The 16,266-nt window shown below is 64.0% G+C and carries 13 protein-coding genes and 1 tRNA gene; 3 read left to right on the top strand and 11 right to left on the bottom strand.

Going from position 1 to position 16,266, the window contains the following annotated elements; genetic code table 11:
- Positions 1-17: 17 nt before the first annotated feature.
- Entirely contained in the window at positions 18-1,007 is a 990-nt protein-coding gene (locus D580_RS0100455) for a hypothetical protein (RefSeq protein ID WP_018952474.1), read from the bottom strand.
- A gap of 399 nt (positions 1,008-1,406) precedes the next feature.
- On the opposite strand from D580_RS0100455, the gene D580_RS0100460 reads away from it, so the two are divergent.
- The gene (locus tag D580_RS0100460) at positions 1,407-1,718 is read left to right on the top strand and encodes an Lpp/OprI family alanine-zipper lipoprotein (protein ID WP_018952475.1); all 312 of its coding nucleotides are present in this window, start codon (positions 1,407-1,409) and stop codon (positions 1,716-1,718) included.
- Positions 1,719-2,234: 516 nt separating this feature from the next.
- On the opposite strand, the gene D580_RS0100465 is transcribed toward D580_RS0100460, so the two are convergent.
- Both D580_RS0100465 and uvrB read right to left on the bottom strand, forming a co-directional pair.
- Positions 2,235-3,497 (bottom strand): L,D-transpeptidase family protein, encoded by a 1,263-nt coding sequence (locus D580_RS0100465; protein ID WP_231363462.1) that lies wholly within the window; start codon positions 3,495-3,497, stop codon positions 2,235-2,237.
- A 5-nt stretch (positions 3,498-3,502) separates the two neighbouring features.
- Positions 3,503-5,527, bottom strand: coding sequence for an excinuclease ABC subunit UvrB (gene uvrB / locus D580_RS0100470; protein ID WP_018952477.1), 2,025 nt, complete (start codon positions 5,525-5,527; stop codon positions 3,503-3,505).
- Between the two features lie 122 nt (positions 5,528-5,649).
- Here uvrB and D580_RS0100475 point away from each other — a divergent pair, with 122 nt between their 5' ends.
- Both D580_RS0100475 and D580_RS0100480 read left to right on the top strand, forming a co-directional pair.
- Positions 5,650-6,831, top strand: coding sequence for a pyridoxal phosphate-dependent aminotransferase (locus D580_RS0100475; RefSeq protein WP_018952478.1), 1,182 nt, complete (start codon positions 5,650-5,652; stop codon positions 6,829-6,831).
- Between the two features lie 78 nt (positions 6,832-6,909).
- Positions 6,910-6,985, top strand: a tRNA-Asn gene (locus tag D580_RS0100480).
- A gap of 958 nt (positions 6,986-7,943) precedes the next feature.
- Here the strand turns inward: D580_RS0100480 and D580_RS0100485 are convergent.
- The 8 genes from D580_RS0100485 to D580_RS0100520 form a co-directional block, all read right to left on the bottom strand.
- Complete coding sequence (locus D580_RS0100485; protein WP_018952480.1) at positions 7,944-8,135, bottom strand: hypothetical protein; 192 nt, start codon at positions 8,133-8,135, stop codon at positions 7,944-7,946.
- A gap of 557 nt (positions 8,136-8,692) precedes the next feature.
- A complete protein-coding gene (locus D580_RS0100490; protein WP_018952482.1) occupies positions 8,693-10,852 on the bottom strand; it encodes a phage tail length tape measure family protein in 2,160 nt (719 codons plus the stop codon).
- Between the two features lie 248 nt (positions 10,853-11,100).
- Positions 11,101-11,619 carry a hypothetical protein gene (locus D580_RS0100495; protein WP_018952483.1) on the bottom strand — a complete coding sequence of 173 codons (519 nt, stop codon included), beginning with the start codon at positions 11,617-11,619 and terminating at the stop codon, positions 11,101-11,103.
- Positions 11,620-11,743: 124 nt separating this feature from the next.
- Complete coding sequence (locus D580_RS0100500; protein WP_018952484.1) at positions 11,744-12,328, bottom strand: hypothetical protein; 585 nt, start codon at positions 12,326-12,328, stop codon at positions 11,744-11,746.
- A 104-nt stretch (positions 12,329-12,432) separates the two neighbouring features.
- A complete protein-coding gene (locus D580_RS0100505) occupies positions 12,433-12,933 on the bottom strand; it encodes a hypothetical protein (RefSeq protein WP_018952485.1) in 501 nt (166 codons plus the stop codon).
- Positions 12,930-13,271, bottom strand: coding sequence for a helix-turn-helix domain-containing protein (locus D580_RS0100510; protein WP_018952486.1), 342 nt, complete (start codon positions 13,269-13,271; stop codon positions 12,930-12,932). The genes D580_RS0100505 and D580_RS0100510 overlap by 4 nt, the downstream gene beginning before the upstream one ends.
- Complete coding sequence (locus tag D580_RS14950; RefSeq protein ID WP_018952487.1) at positions 13,268-15,349, bottom strand: phage terminase large subunit family protein; 2,082 nt, start codon at positions 15,347-15,349, stop codon at positions 13,268-13,270. The genes D580_RS0100510 and D580_RS14950 overlap by 4 nt, the downstream gene beginning before the upstream one ends.
- The gene (locus D580_RS0100520; protein ID WP_018952488.1) at positions 15,346-15,852 is read right to left on the bottom strand and encodes a terminase small subunit; all 507 of its coding nucleotides are present in this window, start codon (positions 15,850-15,852) and stop codon (positions 15,346-15,348) included. Before D580_RS0100520 ends, D580_RS14950 begins: the two co-directional genes overlap by 4 nt.
- Between the last annotated feature and the right edge of the window lie 414 nt (positions 15,853-16,266).

A 16,266-nucleotide genomic window follows, 5' to 3' on the forward strand; every position in this document is an offset into this window, starting at 1 on the left:
GGGGGCGTCAAGGTGGCTCATTGGGATCTGTGCTGCTCCCCCTCTTTGCCGGGCCATCCCCTGCGGTGACTCAGCAGAATGGATTCGGCGCGCGCACCCAGATAGACGTAGATGCCCAGACCGATCAACAGGCCCACGGCGGCAAACATCATCCACACTGCTTCGAGCATCAGGTCTGTGTCCGACAGGGCCGACTTGAACATCAGCAGCAGGGCCTCGATGGACACCGCGATCAGGATGGCGGCGATGAAGCGTGTGATGGTGCGCCGGGTGGAGCTGTGCCGGAAGATGTCCTTGTGCAGCAGCACCTCTTCCTCCAGCACGGTCTTGCCCAGGTCGAAAACTGCCAGCGCCAGGGTCAGGAAGATGATCACCCCAAAGGGCAGCAGATGACGCTCGGTCGTTCTGCCATCGCTGCCCAGCAGGCTTGAGAGTTCCGCGAAGGCGGTGAACAACAGCACGCCGACCACCAGCAAGAGACCGATGACAATCAGGCTGTAGACGCCGCGAAACAGCGGCTGAAACCGCCGCCGCACGCGGTCGCCCATGATGAACTCGATCAGTGTGCTCAGGCCGGCGTCGAGGACCACGTAGCCGATGATGCGGCCTTCCCGGTCGCGGCAGGCCATGGTTGCGCTCAGGCACAGGTCGCGGCTGGCGCTGGAGAGATAGGGATCGGTGACGATGGCCGCCCCGCCCGAGTTCACCGCCAGGCGGTAGTAGGGTCGCTGGCTGCGGTCCACGCCCTGTCCCTCGCCCAGCAAGTTGGCACATCGGCCACGCCCCAGGTTCTCGCCCACCTGGATGCCGTCCGGGTCCAGGGCGTAGAGCAATTCAACGAAGGGATAGCGTTCACCGAGGCAGCGGATGACCTTGTGTCGCGCCTCGGCATCGGTTACCAGCGCGGCACTGGCCACACCCTGGATGATGGAGGCGAGCAGGTCGCGGATGGCCTCGCGGTGCTCGTGGTAACGCTCCAGGGTACTGAGAAAGCTTGCCGTCCCCATGGATGCACTCTCCAAAAAAATGGGGTGCGTGATGCACCCCAAAGCAGGAGGAGTTGAGACATGGCCAACAAGAGCGGAAGGTCCGTCAAGTTAGTCACGACTGGAGTAATGCATTCGGCGTGCCAACTATGAATTTATCGATAAAACATGGGCTTGAGAAATATGCTCCAGATCGGGGTGCGCCAGGGATGCACAAGGAGCGATAAAACTGCGCCGGCTTGGTGCATTGCGCAAAAGAGCAATGTGCTTTCGTGCCGAATGCAAACTGGGACGCGGGTCGTGTAAGCCTGCCAGAAGCCTGCTAAGATCACCGCAAGTCAGGGATTTACCGCATTTTATCGGCGGCCAGGTGGCCGCGTCTTCAACCCACCCATTGTTCATCAGTCCAGGGAGAGTTCGATGTCCACTAAGCTGATCCGTTTGAGTGTTCTGTCCGGCCTGGTCCTGTCCGCCGCCCTGCTGGGTGGTTGTGCCACCACCTCGGATCTGGCCGAGGTTCGCGCCACGGCCGACGAGGCCAAGGCCGCAGCCGCCCGTGCCCAGAGCGATGCCGCCCAGGCACGCACCGCTGCCGACGCCGCCACCCGCACCGCCAACGAGGCCCGCAACCTGGCCGTCGAGGCCAACCGTAAGGCGGACGCGGCCCTGGAAGAGTATGCCCGTCTCAAGGAAAGCATGGAGCGCATGTACCAGCGCAGCCCTGCCAAGTAACTCGGATTGAAGTCATCGGACCGGCGAGCCACGGCGAGCCGGTCCGGTTTCTCATCGGCCTGCGTATGATCGCCCGGAGGGCTTCATGCTTAGGCGACCCTGATTGCGCCCGATTTCGGGCGTTTTTTGTGGGTGGGCATATAGCTTGAAAGGCTTAAACGGCCTGATCTCTCGCTAAGACGCGAAGGCGCGAAGAAATCTCTTTGGAGAGTTCTCCCCGTGGCTCCGTGTCTCCGTGAGAGAACATGGTCTTGGTGTAAGTCCGCAAAAACCAATGTTCTCGCGGAGACGCTGAGTCGCAGAGAAAATCTTTTCAATATGATGAGTTGCTTTTCTTGGCGCCTTCGCGTCTTGGCGAGAGGTCTAGGTCTTTTGGGTTTTGTCCGCGCCACAGCTCAAAACCGGCCCTCTCACGGAGACACGGGGCCACGGGGATCAAGCGATTGAAGAATTTGTTTCCCCCGCGCCTCCGCGCCTCCGCGAGAGAATGATCTTTCGCTATTCAGTAGACCGAGATTACTCGCCGGCCCCCCGCAGATTCAGCAGGTGTCCCTTGAGGCCCACGGCCTCCTCCAGCAGGGTGACCAGTGCCTTGGCGTCGTTGGCATTCTGCTCCGGTCCGACCAGCACACGGGTCATGGCCCGCTCGCCGGGGGTGTGGTCCTGCAGGTGAGCACTGAAGCCCGCCTCTTCCAGGCGCAGGGCCAGGCGTCGGGCATTGCCCGCATCGCCGAAACTGCCCAGCTGCACATACCAGCCCCCTTCGATCCCCACACCTTCAGTCACCCGGGCGCTCGGCGCCGGCGCGGGCGCCATGGCGGTTTGGATCTCCACCGGGACCGGGGCGCGTTCCTCGTCCGCCAAGGCCCTGGCGATGCCCACCGCCTCCGGTATGCCGGTGCGCGCGTTGGCGATGCGGGTCACGGCGGCCCAGTCCACCTCGGCCGGGCGAGCGCCGGTGGCCCGAACCACGGCACGCACCGCGGGGGTGAGGTTGTTGGGCTCCTGGAGCTCTTCCAGCACCGGGTGTGCCTCCAGGTAGAGGGTGTCGCCGTCCCAGCCCGCCTTCACCGGTTCGTTGACGATGTGCACCGGTGTGCCCACCGGGATGCGCGAGAACAGGTGCTCGATGTCCGAGGGGGCCAGGCGGATGCAGCCGTGGGTGGCGCGCATGCCGATGCCCTCGGGCCAGTTGGTGCCGTGGATCAGGTAGCTGGGGTTGCTCAGGCGCATGGCGAATTCGCCCAGCGGGTTGTCCGGCCCCGGCGGCACCACCGCCGGCAGGGACTCGCCCCGGGCGGCATAGGCCTGCCGGATGGAGGCCGGCGGGGTCCAGGTGGGCTGCTCGGTCTTCTGGATGACCCTGAGCGTGCCGAGCGGCGTGGACCAGTCCATGCGCCCGATGCTGATGGCATAGGTCATGATGTGGTCCTGGCCGGCGGTGTAGTCGTAGAGACGCATCTCCGGCAGGTTGATGACGATGCCCGAGCGGTGCTGCCGGGGCAGGATGTGCCGGCGGGGCAGGATCACCTCGGTGCCCTCCCCCGGGATCCAGGCGTCCACCCCGGGGTTGGCGTTGCGGATCGCGTGGTAGCCCAGGCCGTGGGCGCGGGCGATGTCGATCAGGGTGTCCTCGTAGCGGGAACGCACCGTCTCCACGCTGCCCACCAGCTCAGAATCCGGGTTCAGGGCGCGCAGGGCCTGTTCGGCCGGGTCCGCAGCCAGGGTGCCGCCCCAGGTGACGGCCAGCAGTGCCGCCGTGATCAGCAGGGTTCTCATGATCCTCATCCGTTTGCGGTCTCCGGCATGCCCAGGGAGCCCTTGCGCAGGTGCTCGATGCGGTCGCGCAGGCGCGCGGCCTCCTCGAACTCCAGGTTGCGGGCATGCTCATACATCTGGCTTTCCAGCCGGGCGATCTCCTTGACCGCCTTCTCCGGCGGCAGGCCGTAGGCGATCTCCTCCTCGGCCACCTTGGCGAAACGCCTGGGCGAGGCCATGGACCCGCCTGCGTAGGCGCCTTCCATGATGTCGGCGATGCGCTTCTCCACGCTCCTGGGCGTGATGCCGTGCTCCAGGTTGTGGGCGAGCTGTTTCTCCCGGCGTCGCTCGGTCTCCTCCATGGCCCGCGCCATGGAGCCGGTGATCCGGTCGGCGTACAGGATGGCCTTGCCATGGAGGTTGCGGGCGGCACGGCCGATGGTCTGGATCAGGGAGCGGTCGGAACGCAGGAAGCCCTCCTTGTCCGCGTCCAGGATGGCCACCAGGGAGACCTCGGGCATGTCCAGGCCCTCGCGCAGCAGGTTGATGCCCACCAGCACGTCGAATTCGCCCAGGCGCAGGTCGCGGATGATCTCGACCCGCTCCACGGTCTCGATGTCCGAGTGCAGGTAACGCACCCGCACGTCGTGCTCGTGCAGGTATTCGGTCAGGTCCTCGGCCATGCGCTTGGTCAGGGTGGTGATCAGCACCCGCTGGTTGACCGCCACCCGTGCGCGGATCTCCGAGAGCACGTCGTCCACCTGGTGGGTGGCCGGGCGCACCTCCACCTCCGGGTCCACCAGACCGGTGGGGCGCACCACCTGCTCCACCACCTGGCCCGCGTGCTCCAGTTCGTAGGGGCCCGGGGTGGCGGAGACGTAGATGGCCTGGGGCGAGAGGGCCTCGAATTCCTCGAAGCGCAGGGGGCGGTTGTCCAGGGCCGAGGGCAGGCGGAAGCCGTATTCCACCAGAGTCTCCTTGCGGGAGCGGTCGCCCCGGTACATGCCGCCCAGCTGGGGGATGGTCACGTGGCTCTCGTCCACCACCAGCAGGGCGTCCTTGGGCAGGTAATCGAAGAAGCACGGCGGCGGCTCGCCGGGCTTGCGGCCGGAGAGGTAGCGGGAGTAGTTCTCGATGCCCGAGCAGTAGCCCACCTCCAGCATCATCTCGATGTCGAAGAGGGTGCGCTGCTCTAGGCGTTGGGCCTCCACCAGCTTCTCCACCGAGCGCAGCTGTTCCAGGCGCTCGCGAAGCTCCACCTTGATCTGCTCCACGGCATTCAGGATGGTCTCGCGGGGGGTGACGTAGTGGGTCTTGGGGTAGACCGTGAGCCGGGCGACGCGTTTGAGGATCTCGCCGGTGAGCGGGTCGAAATAGGACAGCTGTTCGATCTCGTCGTCGAACAGCTCGATGCGCACCGCCTCGCGCTCGGATTCCGCCGGGTGGATGTCGATCACCTCGCCGCGCACCCGGTAGGTGCCCCGGCGCAGCTCCATGTCGTTGCGGGTGTACTGCAATTCCGCCAGGCGGCGCAGGATGTCCCGCTGGTCCACCCGGTCGCCGCGCTTCAGGTGCAGCACCATCTGCATGTAGGCGTTCACGTCCCCCAGGCCGTAGATGGCCGAGACGCTGGCCACGATGATGGCGTCGCGCCGCTCCAGCAGGGCCCGGGTGGCGGACAGGCGCATCTGCTCGATGTGGTCGTTGATGGAGGCGTCCTTCTCGATGAAGGTGTCCGAGGCCGGCACGTAGGCCTCCGGCTGGTAGTAGTCGTAGTAGGAGACGAAGTACTCCACCGCGTTGTCCGGGAAGAACTCCTTCATCTCCCCGTACAGCTGCGCGGCCAGGGTCTTGTTGGGCGCCAGGATGATGGTGGGCCGCTGGGTGCGCTGGATGACGTTGGCGATGGTGAAGGTCTTGCCGGAGCCGGTTACGCCGAGCAGGACCTGGTGGGCGAGGCCGTCTTCCAGGCCTTCCACCAGCTTTTCGATGGCGGCGGGCTGGTCGCCGGCCGGGGTGTAGCCGGTCTTGAGGGTAAATTGCTGGGTCATTGGGCTTATTTTAACCGACGTGATTGCGTATCATGTAAGGTGTTTTGCGCAGTCGCCCGGCGCCGGTCCCTGCGGCCCCGCCTGCGCCCGTTTTCAACCAACCAGACTCACCGGACACGACCTTGGACATCAAGCTTTCCGCCCGCGTTCAGCGCATCAAGCCCTCCCCCACCCTGGCGGTGACCGCCCTGGCCGCCCAGCTCAAGGCCCAGGGACGCGATATCATCGGCCTCGGCGCCGGCGAGCCGGACTTCGATACCCCGGAGCACATCAAGGAGGCGGCCATCGCCGCCCTGCATGCGGGCAAGACCAAGTACACCGCCGTGGACGGTACCCCGGGCCTGAAGCTGGCCATCATCGACAAGTTCGTGCGCGACAACGGCCACAGCTACGAGCCGGACCAGATCCTGGTCTCCTGCGGTGGCAAGCACAGCATCTTCAACCTGTTCGAGGCCCTGCTGGACGAGGGTGACGAGGTCATCATCCCCGCCCCCTACTGGGTCTCCTACCCGGACATGACCCTGCTGGCCGACGGCAAGCCGGTGATCGTGCAGACCGACCAGGCCCAGGGTTTCAAGATGAGCCCCGAGCAGCTGGAGGCCGCCATCACGCCGCGCACCCGGCTGCTGATGCTCAACAGTCCCTCCAACCCCACCGGCGTGGCCTACACCCGTGACGAACTGCGCGCCCTGGCCGAGGTGCTGCTGCGCCACCCCCACGTGCTGGTGGCCACCGACGACATGTACGAGCACATCATGTTCCGGGGCCAGGCCTTCTGTAACATCCTGATGGCCTGCCCGGACCTCTACGAGCGCACCATCGTGCTCAACGGTGTCTCCAAGGCCTACTCCATGACCGGCTGGCGCATCGGCTATGCCGGCGGCCCGAAGAAGCTCATCGGCGCCATGAAGAAGATCCAGTCCCAGAGCACCTCCAACCCCACCTCCATCGCCCAGGCGGCGGCCGAGGCGGCGCTCAAGGGCGACCAGAGCTGCGTGGTATCCATGCGCAACGCCTTCGAGCAGCGCCACGAGTACCTGGTGGAGGCCCTGAACGCCATCCCCGGCGTCAACTGCCTGCCCTCCGATGGCACCTTCTACTGCCTGCCCAGCGTCAAGGGCGCCATGGAAAAGCTGGGTCTGGACACCGACGCCGCCTTCTCCGAGCGCCTGCTGGATCACGGCGTCGCCCTGGTGCCCGGCTCCGCCTTCGGCGCCGACGGCCACGTGCGCATCTCGTTTGCCACCAGCATGGACAACCTCAAGCAGGCCGTCGCCCGCATCCGCCAGGCGGTGGAAGGCTGAGACCCCCGGGCCGGTCCGGTCCGGGCTCTGCCTTGACCCTGCCCGGCCGCTTCCTATAAGATGCGCGGCTTCACCGATTCCCCGGTAGCTCAGTCGGTAGAGCGGGTGACTGTTAATCACTAGGTCGGCGGTTCGAGCCCGTCCCGGGGAGCCAAATAAAACAAGGGCTTACGAAACCCGCCTCAAGGCGGGTTTTTCGTTGGGTCACAGAATAGTCACAGCAGTGGTCAGGGTCTGCCCGCAGTCTGCTTACTAGCCTTCTACACTTCCCAACGGGCCGCCTTCGCCAACCACAAGTCGCGATGCACCGATCAGGGAAGTCAGCGCACCGCGTTGGCGGCCCTCTCACCCCAGCACCCGGCGGCGGTTGAATACGCCCCAATCCCTGACCTGGTAACGTCCTGTCGTCGGGCTGGATGTTTCGCGGGACCACTCGATGCCGCACCCCGTAGTCCTCGCGCATGGCGTTGAAGGAGCGCCTCAGCGTTGCCCGGCTCACGCCCAGCTGCAAGGCCAGCTCGTCGGCGGTCGCCCATGGGTCGGCGTGGATCAATCTAAGCAGGGCCAGCACAAGCGGCCCCGACGTGCCCTTGGTCCTGTAAGTCACCGCGCAACCCCTCCAGTCGGTTCGTGCCCGAGGATAGCGCAGGGGGTGGCTCACCGCATGAGCCCGCACAATCCCGCCGACCATCCCGACCCGCACCACCAGGGCGTGGCAGTCCCGGCGCGGGCTGCGGGCTGATTCAGGGGGGGTCGGCAATGGTGGGAACGTTTATTGCTTGGTGGAACGGTAATTGCATTAATGCACAAATTATTCCATCAAGCATAATTCGGGCCAAACAAGCCTGAACGGCACCCGGGGTCAGGGGGTCGGCGTTGCGCTCGAGCAGACCCGCAGCCCAGGCGCGGCGAGGCCTTCACGCAGGGCCGTGGCAACCGCCGGCAGTCGGGGTCGGTGAGACCTCCCCAGCTGGCTGGCAAATGCTGCCCAAGAGCAGCATTTGGCAACGGCCGACAGTTGGGGGGGGTGAGTCTCCCTGGTGATTAACTGCTAACCGAACCAGAATTGGCAGCTCCCAAGAAAAACCCCGGCACATTGGCCGGGGTCTGGTCTACTCCAGCCCATGCGGGCCAGGCGGATCAAGGTCTCGAGGGACCAGTAGTGCCAAATCCTTGACCAAGATCCGAACGCCCGGGCCGGTGATGCGCCAGAAGTTCCGAAGCCGCTCCAACCGTAGAGCCTTGCGCCTCTTGATGCTGGCAATGATCGCCTCGCGGCGACGCTCGGCGGTGGCAGGCTTCATGCGTTACTCCATCTGAGGCATAACGCCTTCCCAATGCGGCGGCATAGCTTTTTGGGGTGCTCCGCGACGATCAGCCGGTGCCAGTGGGGCAGGAGCGTGATTTTCGACCACACCAACTCACCACAACGATGATACCGGACCACCGGATAAACAAGCTCAGGCTGGATCCGGATGCTTTGTCCAGAGGGGCCCTTGACTGTGATGGGCGGCACGATGCGGCGCCTCTGAATTCGCTGACCGAAGGCGTCTGGCGTGGACAGCGTCACAGGTGGGCGGGTTTTAGGGTCGGCCATTCTCGTTCTCTTGGGCAACCCAACGGCGATATGACCTGAGCGGATCATCCACCGCGTGCCGTCGCATTTCGCGGTTAATAGAATCGAGCGATCCGTACACATCTTCGGGTGTAAGCGACGAAATGACCACAAGCTCAGCTATTGCGTGTGCGAACGCCACCATGGCTTGGCTAGGTGACACCTTTTTCTGCACGTAAAGTTCAGCGACTTCTGACAAAAAATCCTGCACCTCAGAGTCGTAGGGCTTGCGTGTAGACGCACTCATCACCGCCTCCCGTGCTTGAGCGATGCCAACGCCAGAACCCTCTGCACGTGGTCGATCTGGTCGTTAGTGCCCGAGAGGGTGAAGGAGTCACCGCTCGGCAGGTGGATGTGTACTGGCGTGCCGCCACCGCCAGCGCCCATCACCGGACTCGGCACGGACGGCACGCGCAGGTTGTTCACCAGGCCGCCGTTGGCGAACTTCGGCAGGCGCATCATGCGCAGGCGCTCCAGGTATTCCAGCCCGTAGTAGCGCACCGCGTTGGCCGGCAGTACGTACTCACCATTGGACAGCCGCGCCAGGATCGAATCTGAGCGCGAGCTGCCGGGGCCGCGGATGAAACCGCCCGAAGCATAGCCGGGGGTGCGGTTGCCGCCGCTCTCCAGGGCCTGCACCACCACCGGCACCTGCACCGGCTTGAGCGCGAATTGCTGCTGGAGCAGCTCCCGCAGGGCGTCGGCGTTCTCCACCGCGCCGGCCTCGTCGAAGGAGATCTCAAGGTTGGAGAGTTCGGCGGCCTGCTCGGTGAGTTCGCGGATCTTGTCCTGGATGGCCTCCAGCCGGGCGGCGGCCTCGGCCTCGCGGCCTGCGCCGATGCCTTCCCACACCCGGGCCACCTCGCCAACCAGGCGCTTCATTTCGAGGCTGGAGAGGCTGCCCTCTTCCTTGGCCCTGCGCAGGCGCTCCTCGAGACGCTCGGCGCCCTTGGCGGCGGTATCCCAGTCGCCGGACTCCAGCGCCCGCAGCAGCTCGGGGAATTCCCGGTATAGGGCCACTACGTTGGCCGCGGCGCTTTCCTCTGCACTGGCCCCGGCAAACTCCTGGCGCAGATCGGCGGCCCGCTGTTCCAATTGCAGGCGTTCGCGCTGGGCCTGCTCGAAAGCACGGTTGGCTTCGCGGTAGGCGTCTACCTGCTGGCCCAGGGCGCGCTTGATGTCGTTGGTCTCTTGCAGCTTGATCTCAGTCAAGGCGCTGGCACTCTGCCTTTCTTCGCGGTCGCGCTCAGCCCGATCACTGATCATCAACCAATAGATGTCGGCGAGCTCGCTCCTCTCCATGCGCAAGGCATCGATGCGCGCCTGAATCGCCTCATCGCTGGCCCAACCGCCGATCAGGTTGGGGTCGGTAGTCAGGCGCATGGCCCGGGGCCGGCGCAACAGCGACTCCAGCTTGTTCAGCTGGCCGTCGATCTTGCGGATTTCATCATCCAACCGCAGGAGACCATCGGAGGGGCCGAACAGCACCAGGTTCAGCCCGGTGACGATCTGCGCGGCCTTGCCGAATCCTGAAATCAAGGCGCTGGTGATGTTGTTGATGGCATCCACCACCATGGGATCCTGCAGCAGGCGGGTGAGCTCCTCCACGGAATCCTTGGCATCATCGAGACCGCTCTTGGCTTCCAGAAGATCGCCGAATGCGTTGCGCAGCCCCGTCAAAGCGCCGCCGAACGTGTCACGTAGGCGCCTCGCTGCGCCGCCATATCGCGTCGCCAGTTCATCGAGGATTACCCGCTGCGCGCCGGCCAGGTCGCCCATCTGTATCAGGGTGCGTATGGTGTTCCTCTGCTCATTGGTGAACTGCACGCCAGCGCGGGAGAGAGCCGAAAGGCCTGCGATGGGATCATTCAATGCGCGGCCCACCTGCTGCGCGGCGCTGCGCAGGTCCATGTTCATGGCGGCAGCCAGGTCGGTGACAGCCTGGGTCGCCTCTCGAAACATGTCGGCGCCCTGGATTCTGGTGAAGCTCAGGAGCACGGATTGCGCGTCAAGAATGGCCTCGTCGCCAAAGGTGGTGATGTTCTGAAACTCGCCGGCCATCTTCGCCAGTTGGTCCGCAGTGACGCCAGCGGCACCGCCTGTGGACTTGATGCGGGCCTCAATGTTCGCCATGGCCCGCTCCTGGGCAATCGTGGCATCGAGAATACCCTTGATGGAGACTCCGATGCCGATGGCGGCCAGCACGTTGCGGAAGGTTCTCCCGGCACGGGAAATTCCCTGCATGCGGCGCTCGACTTCTTGCAGGCTGCGCTGCAGGTCAACCATGTTTCGGGCGGACTCCTGGCCGGCGCGGCCCACGCCGCCGATCTCGCGCCGTGCATTGCGCATCTCGCGCACAGCTTGTGCGATGTCGGCGCGCAGCTGAATGGCTATGGATTGATCCATTGAGTTCTACCTCCCAAACCGTCCAAGACTTCAATAAACTGCGCCCCGATTAATCCGGGGCCGTCGATGGTTCGTCGGACGCACCAACGCCTGCCATGCCCTCCGAGCTAAAGTGCCTACCGCGTGGGGTCAGGTCTTCCACCGCAGGCGGTCGGTTTGCAGAGGCCGGGGACCGACGACCCCGGGGTTGGTAGGTAGGTCGCCGAGGGCCAATCCGTGACCCGGGCACACCACCTGACGGCCCAGCATCAACAAGCGCGTGCCTCTCGCAGGTGATGCGCCATGGCAGAATCGCAACACCCGCGTTGGTCGATCTCCGATGCGACCCGCATCACCCAATCCCATGTTTCGTCATGCGTCAGCATCCAAAGGGTGTGTCTCCACGCGAGCCACAAGGGCCCGCCATGATGCTCCGGCCAGCCGAACGCCAGAAAGCGAGACGCGTTCTGAAGGTCCGGATAGTCCTCGAGATGGGGCCATCCAACTACCTCATCCACGCAGTCATGGAACAGTACCTCCGCAGCGAGTCCGGCCATGTACACGGCGGCTCGATTGAGCGCCGCCGGTCTCCAGAACTCCGGGTCCGGCAAAACAGGCGGGTGATCGATCATCCCGCCCGCAGCGCTGACTCGCTTGCCGCTGCGCCATGTCTCCACTGCGCCCGAACCAGTGGGGGAAACCCTCGCCACGTACTGCGTGTCCCGCGAGTCCCTATCCACCTTGAGTGCCAGCACGAGGTGCGCGGCCTCATGCACGGCAACCGTCATGCTGTTCCGGGGATAGACCGGCCAGGAGGGTTGCCTGGGAATCGCAGCCGTGGCGAGTTCCATCGTTGGAGCAGTGAACCGCCATCTCGACGCGCGTCGCGCTGCATGACTTGGCGCTTCCATTTCAAAAATCAATGCCCGCTTCCCGGGCCTCATTGACGAGGGCCGCGATCTTCGCGCTTAGGCCCCGGATCTGATCGTCCAGTTCCTGCAATCGTGCGGACCTCTCCGCCATCGGCAGACCCACCTGGTCAGGGTAAGGCATGCTCTCCATGATCTCGCGCAGACGCTGCTTGATCACGGTCGGGCCCAGCAGGCCCATGAGCGAATGGATTTTCGCCCCTTCCATGTAAAGGCGTTCGCCAACGAACGGGGCTTGATTTCTCAGCACGCCCCCTCGGATGTCTTCGTCTCCGCTGATCGAGAGCGGGTTGATGACGACGTTAGGTGAGTCATACAAACGCCCAGGATCTGACAGACTGAGCAGGGCGAGTCTGACCCGTTCTTCGTAGGGCTCCTGCCAGTGGTCAATCAGCGCTTCCATCCGCCGGATCGCATCTTCCCGGGGGATCGGCAGGTGCCTGACTTCCTCTCGTTCCCGCATCAGGGTTTCGCGTTGGGACTCCAGGCTATCGATCTCTGCCTCGATGTCATTGCGAAATTTTCGGATGGATTCGAATGCTTTAGCCAATGTGCTCATGATCTGCATGCCTCATCTCTCTGGCTTGTGGTTCGTGGAATTCTTGTGCTCCTGACTGCATTAAGCGGAGGCCCGCCGCTGAAGTACTCACGAATGACGCAGGGGAGTGATCCTCACTTTTTGGCGAAAGTGAGCAATTCACTTTTCTGACCTACATCTTGGTTGGTTTCCTGCAAAATCTGAACAGGCTGGATTTCCATGCCTTTGAGAATGTTTCGAAGCTGCTCGGGTGTGGATGGGAGAGGGCCAAGGCGCCGAGCATTGAACAGGCATGACCTGAGTTCAGATGCGTCTTCTGGTGCGGCCACCAATGTGCGCCACCCCACCCAGATGATGGCCTCGAAGCGGTTGATCTCCTGACTCAACGCCTTACAGCGGGCCCACGGCGTGTTGCCTTCCACCTGGCGCATGGCTCGGCAAAGCCAAAAGTTGCGGGCAGCCTCTCTCGCGCGCCGCCCCTCGGTGCCGGCCAGACCGATGGCTTCTCGCGGATCATCGCCACATAGGAGTGCCGAGACGCTGCGCTCCAGGACTGCACGCACGTCCCGGTCGGGTATTCGGTCCACGTAGCGGGCGAAACGCTCAAGCGCCGATATGGGATCGGGTAGGCTCACAGCACCCAATCCTCCTTACCCAAGCCGGCGCCGTGCTTTCGGGGCCGCCCCTTGTTCTCCTGGCGGCGCCAGCGATAGGTCGTGCTTGGATGTACTCCGACCGCCTTTGCAGCAGATTCGGGGCTCGCGCCTTTTCGTATCATGTCGAGCGCCTGGCGGCGGCGATGGTTGGCTAGGCAGGGTATGTAGGGCCGTTCGCCGCCAAAGTCGGTGCGCACCCGCAGGTCAACGCGGCGCGCGATCTCATCGGAGATTTCATTCGGAACACCAAGCGCGACGCACGCCGCACGGATCTCCTCGGTGATGGTACTGAGGATAGTCGGGTCGTCGGCGCTCACAGCGTCCAGTCCTCGCGCCCCAGGCCGACCCACGATCGGCGCTTTCTCTTCCGGGGTGCGACAGGCTTTTCCTGCGTCACCTTCGGATCAGGATCACGGGAGGGCCTGTTCTCCTGCGTTGGGCATCTGGAGAAAAGATCTGATTGCAGGGTCTGGCGCTCCAGTCGCTCCCACTGCCCAGGCGTCCATGTATGCACCTTCAGGGCACGTGCGGCATGCAGGGCATAGATCTCGCAATCCAGGAACTCATTGGGTCGTCCAGCCTTCTTCTGCCAGACCAGGCGATTCCTATGCCGCCTGGAAGGCGCCTTGACTTCGGCGGACAGGTGGTCCCAGTAATCGGCCCGAACGTCGCGGTACACATGGAAACGCCCAGGGCCATTACCCGAGAGGCGCAGCCGGCCGGCACGCTCATCGCCGCCCAGCAGCAGATCCTTGGCTTTGTTGACCCCGACTATGAACACCCTCAGGCCCCATCGATCGGCCTTGGTGGGCGTGCGGTGATCCACGGTCCTCGGCAGGCTGAAGATCTCGCGCTCCATATTCCGGTCGCTGGAGCCCTTCACGGGCATGATGGTCACGCCCGGGTACCGGCGCTTCATGTCTCGCACCCAACTGTATACCAGGTCGCTGGTGACGCCATCGCCGGCATCGATGGACACGGCCTTGGCGCGGGCCTCCTGGCCACTCGCGCGCTGGAACGCACCAAAGACTGTCTGCTCCAACTCCTGCCATACGGGATCGGTCTTATCTGTCACCGTGCCAAACAACTCGGCAGCGTACACAAGCCAGGACTCTTCCCCACGCCCCCACGCGCGCACCACCAACGCGAAGCGGTTATGCTGTACGTCCACGCCCACTGTCAGCACCAAGCCGCCATTGGGTACCGTGCGCTCGGGGTAGTCCAGAGCAAGGGCCTCGAGCTCTTCGCGCGGTAGCTGGCCCTCCCCGAATTCATACGGGAGCCCCAAGACTGAATTCCAGAAGGCAACCAGCTCGCCGGAGTCGCCCTGCGCCGCCTTATGCTTCGCCTGCAGGTATCGACGCACCAAGTTCGACATGCGGGAGGCGTCCCAGCTGACATAGAGCTCCGAGAGGTAGTATCCGGCTACGCCCTCAAAGGGCTGCGTAGCTCGCCATCTGCGTTCCCGAACGGCGCGCCGAACCGCCTCGTTCTTTTGGTGATCGTCCCAAGTGGCGCCGCAGTGCGGACAGACATAGAAGGCCGTCTCCGGTAGGGCGTGACCATAGACCTCGTGGTTATGGTCAGGATCCTCCCGCCAGCGTACGTTGCCCCAGTCAAGCACGTGCTCCTCGCCGCAGTGCGGGCACGGGACGAACAGCTTGCGCTGGTCGGAGTTGAGATAGGCCCATTCGATGGAGCTCAGGCCCTTGAGGGTCGGCGTGCCGCCATAGACAATCTTGGCGCTCGGGTGCGTCTTGGCGCGATCCTCCAGCAGGCGGATGGAATCGCCCTGGCCCTTGAGATCCCGGCTTGCATCGTCGGGCTCTTCAACGATCAGGACAGGTGCCGAGGATGACTTCACGCTGCGAGGTGAATTCGACCCGACGAACTTGAGAAACCCTCCCGCGAATTTCTTGAAGCTCCAGCGATTGCCGCTTCGCCGCGTGGTCGAGACATCGATCTTGCCATGCAGGCGTGGGGTCACGTCGACCGTCGGGATAAACTTCTCGACGTTGAACTCCTTGGCGGCTTCCATCGTCGGGAACATTACCACGATGGGTGATGGGTCCAGGTCGATACGGCGCAGGATGTAGGGCATCACGACCCCTGCGGTCCAGCCGATCTGCGCCGACTTCATGACCACCAGCTTCTTGATGCGCGGATCGTCTACCGCCTCCTGGATCTCGCGCAGCCAGGGCGTCACCTGGCTGCGGTACTTGCCGTGCCGCGCAGCGCCGGAGTCCGCGGACAGGTACATGAACTGGTCGGCCCACTCCCGGGTGGTCATGCGCGGTGGTGGCGCCCAGCAGCGCCAGACCCGGGCCAGCAGTCTCCGGGCCACTTTTCGGGTGTCCAGGAACTCCGGGACCTGTGCCATGGGGTTGCCGCTCATTCGTCGCCCGCCTCTTCTTCAAGGTCCGCCAGATCAAGCGTCTCATCCGAGTCGTCATTCTCCGGAGGCTGCTCGGAAAGCTTGCTCAGGGTGGCATCCACGGCGGCCGCATAGATCTCGGCATCCGTCTCCAGGCCGTAGCGGCTGTCGATCTCCGCTCGCAGCCGATCCGCCCAGGCTCGGAACTCTGCACGTGCAGCCAGGATGGCTCCGGACCAAACCGGTTCAATGTCGGCAACGGCAACCAGGTTGCCCGCGTCCTTGGCAAGCTTGATCTCCAGCAGATCCCCCTCGAGACGATCGCGCCGCTCGCGCGCGGTCTCTCGCTTCTCGCCAGCCAGGGCGCGCTGGATCTGCCACTCGATCACCTGCGCGGTGTCGTACTGGTTCGATCCGCCGCGGCCGGCGTTGAGGACCATCGGCAGGCCTTCGCGCTGCCAGTCGGTGAGCGTCCGCTCACTCACGCCTAGGATGTCAGAGAGCTGCTTCTTGTTGACGATCACTTCAGTGCCTCAGAACAAGAATGGAAAAGTTCATGTAACCTACTGAATCTACTAGAAAGGAAGCCTATAGAGACCTTGGCGGTGGGCGGAAAACGCGGTTTGGATTACCCGCGTGCGCGACTCGTCGGAAGGACCCGCAACACTCCAGTGACTGGGGCTGCCTGCACACGGTGGCCCTGGCAGACCGCGCGGCGCTTCATGGCAATAGCGCGCAACCGCACCATCGCAAATCCGGCCCATGGGCCGGATTTGCCAGCCTCCTGGCGCACCCTCTACGAACTCACGCGGTGTGACATCCGGGAGGGGTGATGGGGGCGATGGGGGGACGATTCCCCGCTCATCTATTTTTTTTGTCACTGACATTTTTTCGCGCGTATATATAAACATCACCCCTATTACCCCCCATCACCCCCA

This window comes from Thioalkalivibrio sulfidiphilus (assembly GCF_000377945.1).
Taxonomy (GTDB): Bacteria; Pseudomonadota; Gammaproteobacteria; order Ectothiorhodospirales; family Ectothiorhodospiraceae; genus Thioalkalivibrio_A; species Thioalkalivibrio_A sulfidiphilus_A.